Raw genomic sequence first — 12,876 nt, forward strand, 5'->3', positions numbered from 1 at the left:
GGCCCCGTGATCGAGACCCTGCTCGTCGCCAACCGCGGCGAGATCGCCTGCCGCGTCCTGCGGACCTGCCGCGACCTGGGCGTCGCCACCGTCGCCGTGCACTCCGACCCGGACGCCGGGGCGCTGCACGTGCGGCGGGCGGACGCCGCGGTGCGGCTGCCGGGGGCCGCGCCCGCCGACACGTACCTGCGCGGCGACCTGATCGTGGCCGCCGCCCTCGCCGCGGGCGCCGACGCGGTGCACCCGGGGTACGGCTTCCTCTCCGAGAACGCCGCCTTCGCGCGGGCCGTGGAGGCGGCCGGGCTGACGTGGGTGGGGCCGCCGCCCGCGGCGATCGAGGCGATGGCGTCCAAGACCCGCGCGAAGCGCCTCATGGGCGTGGCCCCGCTCGACCCGGCGGCGCTCACCGAGGCCGACCTGCCCGTCCTGGTCAAGGCGGCAGCGGGCGGCGGCGGGCGCGGCATGCGCGTCGTCCGGGACCTGTCCGCGCTGGCGGGCGAGGTGGCCGCCGCCCGCGCCGAGGCCCTGTCGGCCTTCGGCGACGACGAGGTGTTCGCCGAGCCGTACGTCGCGGGCGGCCGCCACGTCGAGGTGCAGGTCCTCGCCGACGCGCACGGCACCGTCTGGGCGCTCGGCACCCGTGACTGCTCCCTCCAGCGCCGCCACCAGAAGGTGATCGAGGAGGCGCCGGCCCCCGGCCTGCCGCCCGCGCTCGCCGACGAGTTGTGCGCGACCGCCGTGCGCGCCGCCCGCGCCATCGGCTACACCGGGGCCGGCACCGTGGAGTTCCTGGTCGCGGCGGACGGCACCGCGCACTTCCTGGAGATGAACACCCGCCTCCAGGTCGAGCACCCGGTCACGGAGGCCCTGTACGGCGTCGACCTGGTCGCCCTCCAGCTCCGCGTCGCCGAGGGCGCCGCCCTGCCACCCGAGCCGCCCGCCCCGCGCGGCCACGCCGTCGAGGCGCGGCTGTACGCCGAGGACCCCGCGCGCGGCTTCGCCCCGCAGACGGGCACGCTGCACGCGCTCGACGTGCCGGGCGTGCGCCTCGACACCGGGTACGCGGCGGGCGACGGGATCGGCGTCCACTACGACGCGCTGCTCGCCAAGGCCGTCGCCCACGCCCCCACCCGGCGGGAGGCCGTCCGCGCTCTGGCCCGCGCGCTGGAGCGGGCCCGCGTGCACGGCCCGGCCACCAACCGGGAGCTGCTGGTACGGACCCTGCGCCACCCGGAGTTCGCCGAGCCGGGCCGGGTCGACACCGGCTTCTACGACCGGTACCTGGCCGACCTGACCGCCCCCGCGCCGGGCGCCGGCCACGCCGCGGTGGCCGCCGCGCTCGCCGAGGCGGCGTCCCGGCCGGGCCCCGGCGCCTGGCGCAACCTCCCCTCGGCGCCCCGCACCCGCGCCTACACGGGACCGGAGGGCGCCGGTGGGAGCGACGGTCCGGCGGCGCACGTGGTGCGGTACCACCGGACCCGCGACGGCTACGCCCTGCCGGACCGCCCCGGGGTGCGGGTCGTGTCGGCCGCGCCCGACCTGGTCCGCCTCGACGTGGACGGTGTCGTCCGCCCGTACGCCGTGACCGCGTACCCGGTCCCGGGCGGCGCGGGGACCGTCCACGTCGACGCGCCCACCGGCTCCCACCGGTTCACGCCCCGGCCTCGCTTCCCCGACCCGGCCGAGCGCACCGCGCCCGGCTCGCTGCTCGCGCCCATGCCCGGCACCGTCGTGCGCGTCGCCGACGGGGTCGCGCAGGGAGCGCGCGTCGAGGCGGGCCGGCCGCTGCTGTGGCTGGAGGCGATGAAGATGGAGCACCAGGTGACCGCCCCGGCCGCCGGCGTCGTCACCGCCCTGCACGCCGAGCCGGGCCGCCAGGTCGGGGTCGGGGCCCTGCTCGCCGTCGTCACCCCCGACCCGCCCGGGGGAACCGCCCAGCCCGCGCAACGGCCCGAGGCGGCCGACCCGTCCGGGGAACCGGCGCGGCCTGAGCCGACCGACCCGCCCGGGGAGTGACCGGCGCGCCGAGCACGTCCCGCCCGTCCAGTCCGCACAGGAGGAACAGGCATGACCGCAGTCACCGGCACCCCCTTCGAGACCGCCGAGCAGCAGGCGCTGCGCACCGCCGTCGCCGCCCTCGGCCGCCGCCACGCCGACACCCACGAGGAACACCCGGAGGTGCTGTGGGCGGAGGCCGGCAGGCTCGGCTACCTGGGCGTGAACCTGCCCGAGGAGTACGGCGGCGGGGGCGGCGGCGTCGCCGAACTCGCGATCGTGCTGGAGGAGTTGGGCACGGCCGGCTGCCCGCTCCTGCTGATGATCGTCTCGCCCGCGATCTGCGGCACGGTCATCGCCCGGTTCGGCACCGACGAGCAGCGGCGGCGGTGGCTGCCGGGGCTGGCCGACGGCAGCCGGATCATGGCGTTCGGCATCACCGAGCCCGACGCGGGCTCCAACTCCCACCGCATCACCACCACGGCCCGCCGCACCCCGGGCGGGTGGGTGCTGTCGGGCCGCAAGGTCTTCGTCTCCGGGGTCGACCTGGCGGAGGAGACGATGATCGTCGGACGGACGGCGGACGCCCGGACGGGCGCGCTGAAGCCGTGCCTGTTCGTCGTGCCGCGCGACGCGCCGGGCTTCCGCCGCACCGCCATCGACATGGAGTTGCGGGCCCGGGAGAAGCAGTTCGAGCTGACCCTCGACGACGTGCGGCTGCCCGCCGACGCCCTGGTCGGCGACGAGGACGCCGGCCTGCTCCAGCTGTTCGCCGGGCTCAACCCGGAGCGGGTGATGACGGCGGCGTTCGCGCTCGGCATGGGCCGCTTCGCGCTCGCGCGGGCCGTCGCGTACGCGAAGGAGCGGCAGGTGTGGAAGGCGCCCATCGGCGCCCACCAGGCGATCGCGCACCCACTGGCCGCGTCCCACATCGAACTGGAGCTGGCCCGGTTGATGACGCGGCGGGCGGCCGCGCTGTGCGACGCCGGCGACGACGTGGGCGCCGGCGAGGCGGCGAACATGGCGAAGTACGCGGCGGCCGAGGCGTGCGTGCGGGCCGTCGACCGGGCCGTGCACACCCTCGGGGGCAACGGCCTCACCCGCGAGTACGGGCTGGGCCGGCTCGTCACCGCCTCCCGCGTGGCCCGCATAGCGCCGGTGAGCCGGGAAATGATCCTGAACTACGTCTCGCACCAGTCCCTGGGACTCCCGAAGTCGTACTGACCACGCTCGTACTGACCACGCCATCGGAGGCGAGAGCCATGCCCCTGGTCACCACCGCCCACGACCGCGCCGTCGCCACGCTCACGCTGGACGCGCCGGACACCCGCAACGCCCTCTCCGCCCGGCTCGTCGCCGAACTGGCGGACGCGTTGGCCGACTGCGCGCAGGACCCGGCCGTCCGGGCGGTGGTGCTCACGCACACCGGCACCACCTTCAGCGCGGGCGCCGACCTGAAGGCGCCACCGAGCCCGTACGCCTTCGTGGCGCTGCTGCGCCGGATCGTGGAGCTGCCGAAGCCGGTGGTGGCGCGGGTCGCTGGGCGGGTGCGGGCCGGCGGCCTGGGGCTGGTGGGGGCGGCCGACCTGGTGGTGGCGTCGGAGGGGTCCGACTTCGCCCTGACGGAGGTCAGGATCGGCGTCGCCCCGGCCCTCGTCTCCCTCACCCTGCTCCCCCGCCTCGACCAGCGGTCTGCGGCCCGCTACTACCTGACGGGGGAGCGGTTCGACGCGGCCGAGGCGGCGCGCATGGGCCTGGTGACGGCGGTGGCGCGGGACGTCGACGCGGCCCTCGACCCGCTGCTCGACGCGCTGCGCAAGGGTTCGCCGCAGGGTCTGGCGGAGTCGAAGCGGCTGGTGACGGCTAGGGTGCTGGAGACCTTCGAGCGCGACGCGGAGGAGCTCGTGCAGCGCTCGGCGCAGCTCTTCGCCTCGGCGGAGGCGCGTGAGGGAATGACGGCCTTCCTGGAACGACGGGACCCCGCATGGGCGATGTGACGCCGAAGCAGGACCGCAGCCGCGTCACCCGGCAGCGGCTGCTCGAAGCCGCCGTGGCGTGCCTGGCCGAACGCGGCTGGGCGGGCTCCACGGTCTCCGTGGTCGCGGAGCGGGCGGGGGTGTCGCGGGGCGCCGCGCAGCACCACTTCCCCACCCGGGAGGACCTGTTCACGGCGGCGGTCGAGTACGTCGCTGAGGAGCGGTCGCAGGCGCTGCGCGGGCTCACCGGCAGGAGCCGCGCCGAGGTGGTCGAGGCACTGGTCGCCCTGTACACGGGGCCGCTGTTCCGGGCGGCCCTGCACCTGTGGGTGGCCGCGTCGGACGAGGACCAGCTGCGGCCCCGGGTCACCGAGCTGGAGGCCCGGGTCGGCCGGGAGACGCACCGCATGGCGGTGGAGCTGCTGGGCGCCGACGAGTCGCGGCCGGGGGTCCGGGAGACCGTCCAGGGGCTGCTGGACATGGCGCGGGGGCTGGGCCTCGCGACGCTCCTCACCGACGATTCGGCCCGCCGGGCTCGGGTGGTGGCCCAGTGGGCCCGCCTGCTGGACGACGCCCTGGGCTGACCGGCCCCACGCCGACCGGCCCGCGCCGACCGGCCCCCGCTTACCGGCCGGGCTGCGCCCCCGCGCTGACCGCTCCGGGCTGACCGGCCGCGCTGACCGCCCCCGGGCCGGCCGTTCGGCGCCGACCGACCGGGCCGCGCCTGGCGGACCGACCGCCCCGGGCGTCCCTACCGTCAGCGGGACCCGGCGCGGGCGCGTACGGCGCCGATGCTCGCCGCGACGACCAGGGTGATCGCGAGGGCGTCGGTGGCGGACAGGGCCTGGTGCAGCACGAGGAAGCCGGCCAGGGCCGCGACGGCCGGTTCCAGGCTCATCAGCACCGCGAAGGTCGGGGCCGGCAGCCGGCGCAGCGCGACGAGCTCCAGGGTGTACGGCAGGACGGACGACATCAGCGCCACCGCCAGGCCCAGCGCGAGCGTCGACGGCACGACCAGGGCGGTGCCCGCGTCCGCGAGGCCGAGCGGCAGGCTCACCAGCGCGCCGACGACCATGGCGAGCGCGAGCCCGTCGGCCTGCGGGAAGCGCCGGCCGGTGCGGGCGCTGAAGACGATGTACGCGGCCCACAGGGTTCCCGCCGCGAGGGCGAAGCCGGCGCCGACCGGGTCCAGCCGGTCGAGGCCGCCGCCGCTGAGCAGCACGACGCCCGCCAGGGCGAGGCCCGCCCACAGGAAGCTGACCGCGCGGCGGGACGCCACGACGGACAGGGCGAGCGGGCCCAGCACCTCCAGGGTGACGGCCGCGCCGAGCGGGATGCGGTCGATGGCCTGGTAGAAGGTGAGGTTCATGCCGGCCATCGCGACGCCGAACGCGATGACGGTCCCCCAGTCCGCGCGGCTGTGGCCGCGCAGCCGGGGGCGGCACACCACCAGCAGGACCAGCGCGGCGAGGGCCAGTCGCAGCGTGACCACGCCGAGCGCCCCCGCGCGGGGCATCAGCAGCACGGCGAGGGCCGCGCCGAACTGGACCGACAGGGCCCCGGCCACCACCAGGGCGACCGGTCCCAGCGCGCCCCGGCCCGGCTCCCGCGCCGGAGCGGCGGTCTCCGGGGCGTCCGCGGTACGGGCCGCCGTCGCGGGGTCCGCGGGGAGGGGCGCCGGGGTGTGCGCGGGGAGGGGCGCCGGGGTGTGCGCGGCACGGGCGTCGTTCACCGGGATCTCGTCTTCCTCTTCTTCCTCGTTCGTGGTGCTCGGGGCTTCGGAGGGACCCGTTCCACTGCTTGGCCGTCCCGTCCACGGTAAGCAGTGAAACCGGGGGACGGCGATGGCAGGGTGCCCTTTCTCACCTGCAGGGACGGTCCTTCTCGTAAGGGCTGCCGACAGGTGGCACGTAGCGCTGATACACAGAGCTGCGCTCGCGCTCCTGGGGGCAACGTCCCTGTCTCGACGGCTTGCGAGTACGCCTCCCCCTGCGGCGGTCGTGGGATGAGGAGGTCGGGCCGGATGTCTCGACGGCGGCAACCGCGTCGCCGCTGTGCACGTTCGCTCGGTGCCGGACATCGCCACCCTCTGAGGACCTTCCACATGACAGTTAGATCACCGCAGTGTCCCGCTCGTTATCGATCCGACGAGCGGCTGTCGCCCCTGCCGCACGGCGCATAGCTCGTCACCAGATGAGTGAAATCCGGCCGCTTGCGAGGGGCTAGCCCCTTCCAGGGGCATGTCCGAGATTATGGCTGATGAATTCGAAGACTCGGCCGAATCCGGCCGGGGAAGTTTGCGCAAGAACTTGACATGGTTGATCGGGATTCTCGCTGGCATCGCGGGAATCGTTGCCACGGTGATCGCGCTCTGGCCGGATCCGCCTTTCACCATCGAGGACTGGGCGGAACGCGCGGAGGCGATCTGCGACGACACCTCCGGAGAGATGGCCGAGACAGCCCGAGAGGCCAATGACGCCTGGACCTACACACTGACTGCATCCCAGAACGGAACAGCAACGGCAGCCGATTTTGTGGCAACCGGAAACCTCTATTACAAAATGGCCGGCGCACAGGTCAAACGAGCTGGCGACCTGAGCGACATCCAGAAACCTGACTCAGAAGAAGAACAAGTCACAGAAGTTATCAGAGACTTCCGAGCTGCGAACAAGTTGATCTACGCGGCGGCAGACACGCTACGCAATGTCAACACCCAGAACCCGCAGGAGACAATCGACCGGTTCAATGCGCAATCGCAGTCCTACAACGCCGAGGTCAACACAGTCAACAGCCGCCTTACCACACTCGGTGCTGGCCACTGCGTCCCTCCCGTCAACGCGCCGTAGGGATACGAAATCCATACGCGCGACACCGCTCACATCTTCATTCAGGAGCCGGTGACGGCTTCTCTGACCCGGTCACCCTTCGGCGTCCCCGTCGTCGGGTTCGCCCCCGTCCGGATGACGCAGGGGGACGCAAGCCATCCGCGAGACGGCGGGCCAAATTGCAGGCGTTATAGCTGCCTCACCACATGCGGGCGGCCAGGAAGGCCTTGCTCGACTGCCAGCTGATGCCGAGAGTGCACATCGGCTCGGCGAAGCTGCGCCAGCCGGCCGCCGGAGAGGATGAGACCGGACCGAACCTGGACCTGATGTTCTCTGCCAAGACGGTCGACTCAGACTTGCTCGCCCAGCAGTGCGACCAGACCTTTGCGACGATGGCGGAGACGGACCGGGAGTACATCCGGGCTACCTAGAAGGACTGACGCCGCCGCACACAGGGGCAACCACGGCGGCCAGCCGCCGGTCATCCCGGAGACATGCCGCGCACCGTGCTTTGCCGCCGTGTGAACGGCGAGACAGTCGAGGGCACCCGAGCCCGACCTGCTCATTGCCACCGGTCGCCACAAGGGAAATATCCCAGCCGACAGCATCTATCGGGCGTTCGCCGAGCGCGAGGGACTCGGGCGCACCCGGGAGCATTCGGGACGGCTCGCGCCGGCTTCGCCATCCTCCAGCAGCGCGCCTGCAGTCCGATGTAGGTACTCAGCGTTACAGATCACCTGCCCCAGTTATACGAGAGCAGTGCCGGGACGGTCGCCCTCCGACCCGTCGGGGCGGGGGTCGAGCGCCTCCGCCAGCACCTCGGCGAGGTGCCGGGCGCGCCGGCCCGCCAGCTGGTGCAGCTGGGTGCGGCAGGAGAAGCCGTCCGCGAGGAGTTCGGTGTCCGGGCCCGCCGCGCGCACCGCGGGCAGCAACCGGTCCTCGGCGCAGGCGACGGACACCTCGTGGTGGCCGCGCTCGAAGCCGAAGTTCCCGGCGAGGCCGCAGCAGCCGCCGCTCAGTTCGCCGGTGAGCCCGGCGCGCTCGCGCAGGCGGCGCTCGGCGGCGTCGCCGAGGACGGCGTGCTGGTGGCAGTGGGTCTGCCCGGCGACGGGCCGGTCGACGCGCGGCGGCCGCCAGTCGGGGGCGGTCTCCTCCAGGGCCTGGGCGAAGGTGCGTACCGACGAGGCGAGGGTCCGCGCCCGCGGGTCGTCCGGCAGCAGCTCCGGCAGGTCCGTGCGCAGCGCCGCCGCGCAGCTGGGCTCCAGCACCACCAGGGGCGCCGTGCCGAGGAGCGGTTCCACGGCGTCCAGGGTGCGGCGCATCACCGCGCGGGCCCGGTCGAGGCGGCCCGTCGACACGTACGTGAGGCCGCAGCAGACGCGGCCCGGCGGCAGCGCGACGCGGACGCCGGCCGCCTCCAGGACGGTGACGGCGGCGCGGCCGGCGGAGGGTGTGAAGTGGTCGGTGAAGGTGTCGGGCCACACGTACGCGCGCGGCGGCCCGGGCGGGAGGCCGGGCGGGGGCGTGTGGCGGGCCGCCCAGGCGCGGAACGTCCGGCGGGCGAGCTCCGGCAGGGGCCGCTGCGGCGCGATCCCGCCGAGCCGTTTCGCGACCGCCGCGAGGGGGCGCACCCGGGCGGCGGCGTTGAGGAGCGGCGCGAGGGGCGCGGCCGCGCGCAGCAGGGCGGGCAGGGAGCCCATCGTGTAGTGGGCGGCGGGGCGCGGCCGGCCGGCGTAGTGGTGGTGCAGGAACTCCGCCTTGTACGTCGCCATGTCCACGCCGACGGGGCAGTCGCTGCGGCAGCCCTTGCAGGACAGGCACAGGTCGAGGGCGTCGCGCACCTCGGTCGAGCGCCAGCCGCCGGTGACGACCTCCCCCGCCAGCATCTCGTGCAGCAGCCGGGCCCGGCCGCGCGTGGAGTGCCGCTCCTCGCCGGTGGCCCGGAACGACGGGCACATCACGGACGCCCCCGCGGCGGGCCCCTCGACACGGCAGGCGGCGACGCCCACGCAGCGGCGCACGGCCGTCCCGAAGTCCCCGCCGTCGTCGGGGTAGCCGAAGGCGACGTCCACGGGCGTGCGCGGCAGGACGTCGAAGCGGAGGTTCTCGTCGAGGCGGGCGGGGCGGACCAGGGTGCCGGGGTTCATCCCGCCGTCCGGGTCCCACAGGTCCTTGAACCGGCCGAAGAGGGCGACCAGTTCCTCGCCGTACATCCGCGGCAGCAGCTCGGCGCGGGCCTGCCCGTCGCCGTGCTCGCCGGAGAGCGAGCCGCCGTGGGCGACGACCAGGTCCGCGAGGTCCTCGGAGAACCGGCGGTAGCGCCGCACGCCCTCCGGTTCGGCGAGCCGGAAGTCGATGCGGACGTGGACGCAGCCGTCGCCGAAGTGCCCGTACGGCGTCCCGCGCAGCCCGTGCTCGGCGAGGAGGGCGCGGAAGTCCCGCAGGTACGCGCCGAGGCGGGCGGGCGGTACGGCGCAGTCCTCCCAGCCGGGCCACGCCTCGGCACCGTCCGGTGTGCGGGTCGCGGTGCCGGCGGCGGCCTCCCGGACCCGCCACAGGGCGCGCTGCCCGGCCGGGTCGGTGACGACGGTGCCGTCGAGGGCGTCGGCGGCGCGCAGCAGGGCGGCCGCGCGGGCGGCGGCCTCGGCGGGGCTCGCCCCGCCGGTCTCGGCGAACAGCCAGGCGGCGCCCCGGGGGAGGCGGGCGCGGGCGGCCGGGTCGCGCACGAGGTCGTGCGCCATGCCCTCGACGGTGAGCGGGCCGTGCGGCAGGAGGCCGGGCGCGGCCTCGGCGGCGGCTGCCTCGTCGGCGTACCCGAGGACGGCGAGGGCCCGGACGGGCGGCGCCTCGACCAGCCGGACGACCGCCTCGGTGAGGACGCCGAGGGTCCCCTCGCCGCCGCAGAAGGCGCGGGCGACGTGGGTGCCGCGCTCGGGCAGGAGGGCGTCGAGGGCGTAGCCGGAGATGCGGCGCGGCAGGCCGGGCGGGAAACCGGTGCGGACGAGGGCGAGGTGGTGCCGGACCAGGTCGACGACGCCGTCGGGGGCGCCCCGGCCGTCCGCCCCGAGGCGCAGCGCGGCGCCGCCGTAGGTGCGTACGGCCAGTTCGACGACGTTGTCGGCGGTGGTGCCCCAGGCGACGGAGTGGGCGCCGCAGGCGTTGTTGCCGATCATGCCGCCGAGGGTGCAGCGGCTGTGCGTCGAGGGGTCGGGCCCGAAGGTCAGCCCGTACGGGCGCGCCGCCCCCCGCAGCCGGTCGAGGACGGCCCCGGGCTGGACGGTCGCCGTGCGGGCCTCCGGGTCGACGGAGAGGACGGCGCGCATGTGCCGGGTGAAGTCGAGGACGACGCCGGTCCCGGTGGCCTGCCCGGCGACGGAGGTCCCGGCGCCGCGCGGCACCACGGGCGTGCCGTGCGCCCGGCACACCTCCAGGGCGGCGGCCACGTCGTCCGCGTCGTACGGCGCGACGACGCCGAGCGGGACGCGCCGGTAGTTGGAGGCGTCCATGGTGACCAGGGCGCGGGCACCCGGTCCGAAGTCCACGTCCCCGCGGACGGCGGCGCGCAGCGCCCGCTCCAGGTGTGCGTGATCGCCCATGCACCCCAGCATGCCCGCGCCCCCGCCCTTCCGTCCGGCCACGCGCCCCGTCGACCGTCCGCCGACGCTTCCCGTCGCCCCGTCCGCCGACGCTTCCCGCCCCCCTGTTCGCCCCCGCGTCCCGTCACGCCGCCCGGCCGGGTCTCCGCCCCCGTCCACCCGCCCCGTCGGGGTGTCCCCCACCCGCCCCCTTCGGGTGCCCCCCGCCCGCCCCGTACGGGTGCCCCCTCTCCCGCCCCGCCCAGGTGTTCGTCCACGTGTCCCGTTCGGGTGTCTCATCCGACGGACAGGGGCGTCGGGGCGCCGGGGGAGCGACTAGGCTCCGGTCCGTGGCTGAGATCCGGATTCCCGCTGACATCAAGCCCGCCGACGGCCGTTTCGGCGCGGGCCCCTCCAAGGTGCGGACCGAGGCGCTCGACGCGCTCGCCGCGACCGGCACGTCCCTCATGGGCACTTCCCACCGGCAGGCCCCGGTCAAGAACCTCGTGGGCGAGGTCCGCGCAGGCGTGCGCGACCTGTTCTCGCTGCCCGAGGGGTACGAGGTGGTGCTCGGCAACGGCGGCTCGACCGCGTTCTGGGACGTCGCCACCCACGGCCTGATCGAGTCGAAGTCGCAGCACCTGTCGTTCGGTGAGTTCTCCTCCAAGTTCGCGAAGGCGGCGAAGCTCGCCCCGTGGCTGGCCGAGCCGACCGTCGTCTCCTCCGAGCCCGGCACGCACCCGGAGCCGCGCGCGGAGGCGGGCGTCGACGTGTACGCCCTCACCCACAACGAGACCTCCACCGGCGTCGCCGCGCCGATCGAGCGTGTCGACGGCGCCGACGAGGGCGCGCTGGTCCTGGTGGACGCCACGTCCGGCGCGGGCGGCCTGCCGGTCGACATCGCCCAGACCGACGTCTACTACTTCGCGCCGCAGAAGTCCTTCGCCGCCGACGGCGGCCTGTGGATCGCCGTGTTCTCCCCGGCCGCGCTGGAGCGCGCCGCACGCGTGCACGCCTCGGGCCGGCACGTGCCGGAGTTCTTCTCGCTGCCGACCGCCATCGACAACTCGCTGAAGAACCAGACGTACAACACCCCTGCCCTCGCCACCCTCTTCCTGCTGAACGAGCAGCTGAAGTGGATCAACGGCCAGGGCGGTCTCGACTGGGCCGTGCGCCGCACCGCCGCCTCCGCCCGCGCCCTGTACGGCTGGGCCGAGGAGTCCAAGTACGCCACGCCGTTCGTCACGGACCCGGCCAAGCGGTCGCAGGTCATCGGCACCATCGACTTCTCCGACGAGGTCGACGCCGCCGCCGTCGCGAAGGTCCTGCGGGCCAACGGCATCGTGGACACCGAGCCGTACCGCAAGCTGGGCCGCAACCAGCTGCGCATCGCGATGTTCCCGGCCGTCGACCCGGCCGACGTCGAGGCCCTGACGGCCTGCGTCGACCACGTCATCGACAAGCTCTGACGCACCCGTCCGAGGGGCCCGGTACCGCGACCACCCGCGCGGTACCGGGCCCTTCGGCGTGCGCGGTCGGTACGCGAGCCGTGCGCGGTCGGCGTGCGCGGTCGGCGTACGCGGTCGGTCCGTGCGGCCGGGGTGCGCGGCCGGTCCGTGCGGTCGGCGTGCGCGGTCGGTCCGTGCGGCCGATTAGCGACCTGTGCAGGGGCGCCGGTGGTCCCTACCATCCGTAGCGCACGTCCGGACGGAGCGGGGCACAGCGGCCCGAACCGTTTGAATGTTTGACATGTCCATGACCGCGCTTTCGGTCGAACCCCCCACGTCGGCCGGCGACCGATCGGAGAACCATGTCCGCGAAGCCCTCCAGAAGAGCGTCCAGAGCGCTGGTGACCGGCGGCGCCACCGTCGCGCTCGCCGGGTCCACGCTGCTGGCCCCCGGTACGTCGACGGCCGCCGGCGGCGGCATCGTCGCCCCGCCCGACAAGATCGTCATCGAGATCGCGACGGTCAACGGCTCGGGCTGCCCCGCGGGGACGGCCGCCGTCGCCGTCTCCCCGGACAACACGGCCTTCACCGTCACCTACAGCAACTACCTCGCCCAGGTCGGCGTCGGCTCCAAGCCCACCGACTTCCGCAAGAACTGCCAGCTCAACCTGGTCGTCCACGTACCGCACGGCTTCACGTACGCCGTCGCCAGCGCCGACTACCGCGGCTACGCGCACCTGGAGCGCGGCGCCTCCGCGATCCAGAAGGCGTCGTACTACTTCCAGGGCTCGCCCGACACCGCGGCGCGCCAGCACCCGTTCAACGGGCCGTTCGACAACAACTGGCAGGCCACCGACCAGACCGACTGGGGCCAGCTGGTGTGGGCGCCGTGCGGGGTGAAGCGGAACTTCAACATCAACACCGAGCTGCGCGTCAACGCCGGCACCTCGGACACCGCGAAGACCAACAGCTTCATCGCCATGGACTCCACCGACGGCGACATCAGGACCGTCTACCGCCTGGCCTGGCGCGAGTGCCCGGACCGCCGGGGCTGACG

General features: G+C 74.9%; 10 protein-coding genes. 8 read left to right on the plus strand and 2 right to left on the minus strand.

Going from position 1 to position 12,876, the window contains the following annotated elements; translation table 11 throughout:
• Positions 1-6 precede the first annotated feature (6 nt).
• Genes NRO40_RS13050 through NRO40_RS13065 form a run of 4 tightly spaced genes read left to right on the plus strand, consistent with a single transcriptional unit; the run spans position 7 to position 4,555 of the window.
• A complete protein-coding gene (locus NRO40_RS13050) occupies positions 7-2,016 on the plus strand; it encodes an ATP-binding protein (protein ID WP_058943694.1) in 2,010 nt (669 codons plus the stop codon).
• Between the two features lie 51 nt (positions 2,017-2,067).
• Entirely contained in the window at positions 2,068-3,219 is a 1,152-nt protein-coding gene (locus NRO40_RS13055; protein ID WP_058943695.1) for an acyl-CoA dehydrogenase family protein, read from the plus strand.
• A 38-nt stretch (positions 3,220-3,257) separates the two neighbouring features.
• On the plus strand, positions 3,258-3,992 hold the full coding sequence (locus NRO40_RS13060) for an enoyl-CoA hydratase family protein (RefSeq protein ID WP_058943696.1): 735 nt from the start codon (positions 3,258-3,260) through the stop codon (positions 3,990-3,992).
• Positions 3,980-4,555 carry a TetR/AcrR family transcriptional regulator gene (locus NRO40_RS13065; RefSeq protein WP_058943697.1) on the plus strand — a complete coding sequence of 192 codons (576 nt, stop codon included), beginning with the start codon at positions 3,980-3,982 and terminating at the stop codon, positions 4,553-4,555. The genes NRO40_RS13060 and NRO40_RS13065 overlap by 13 nt, the downstream gene beginning before the upstream one ends.
• 173 nt (positions 4,556-4,728) lie before the next feature.
• On the opposite strand, the gene NRO40_RS13070 is transcribed toward NRO40_RS13065, so the two are convergent.
• A complete protein-coding gene (locus NRO40_RS13070; protein ID WP_058943698.1) occupies positions 4,729-5,703 on the minus strand; it encodes an EamA family transporter in 975 nt (324 codons plus the stop codon).
• Between the two features lie 508 nt (positions 5,704-6,211).
• Between NRO40_RS13070 and NRO40_RS13075 the strand changes: the two genes are divergently transcribed.
• Together NRO40_RS13075 and NRO40_RS13080 are read left to right on the plus strand one after the other, a co-directional pair.
• Entirely contained in the window at positions 6,212-6,817 is a 606-nt protein-coding gene (locus NRO40_RS13075) for a hypothetical protein (protein WP_257375413.1), read from the plus strand.
• Between the two features lie 206 nt (positions 6,818-7,023).
• Positions 7,024-7,227 (plus strand): hypothetical protein, encoded by a 204-nt coding sequence (locus NRO40_RS13080; protein WP_058944632.1) that lies wholly within the window; start codon positions 7,024-7,026, stop codon positions 7,225-7,227.
• 315 nt (positions 7,228-7,542) lie between these two features.
• Here NRO40_RS13080 and NRO40_RS13085 read toward each other — a convergent pair whose 3' ends face one another.
• The gene (locus NRO40_RS13085; RefSeq protein ID WP_058944633.1) at positions 7,543-10,392 is read right to left on the minus strand and encodes an FAD-binding and (Fe-S)-binding domain-containing protein; all 2,850 of its coding nucleotides are present in this window, start codon (positions 10,390-10,392) and stop codon (positions 7,543-7,545) included.
• Between the two features lie 329 nt (positions 10,393-10,721).
• Between NRO40_RS13085 and serC the strand changes: the two genes are divergently transcribed.
• Together serC and NRO40_RS13095 are read left to right on the plus strand one after the other, a co-directional pair.
• Positions 10,722-11,840, plus strand: a complete 1,119-nt coding sequence (gene serC, locus NRO40_RS13090) for a phosphoserine transaminase (protein WP_058944631.1) — start codon at positions 10,722-10,724, stop codon at positions 11,838-11,840.
• A gap of 341 nt (positions 11,841-12,181) precedes the next feature.
• Entirely contained in the window at positions 12,182-12,874 is a 693-nt protein-coding gene (locus NRO40_RS13095; protein ID WP_058944630.1) for a DUF4360 domain-containing protein, read from the plus strand.
• The last annotated feature ends 2 nt before the right edge of the window (positions 12,875-12,876 follow it).

Source organism: Streptomyces changanensis (assembly GCF_024600715.1).
Lineage (GTDB): Bacteria > Actinomycetota > Actinomycetes > Streptomycetales > Streptomycetaceae > Streptomyces > Streptomyces changanensis.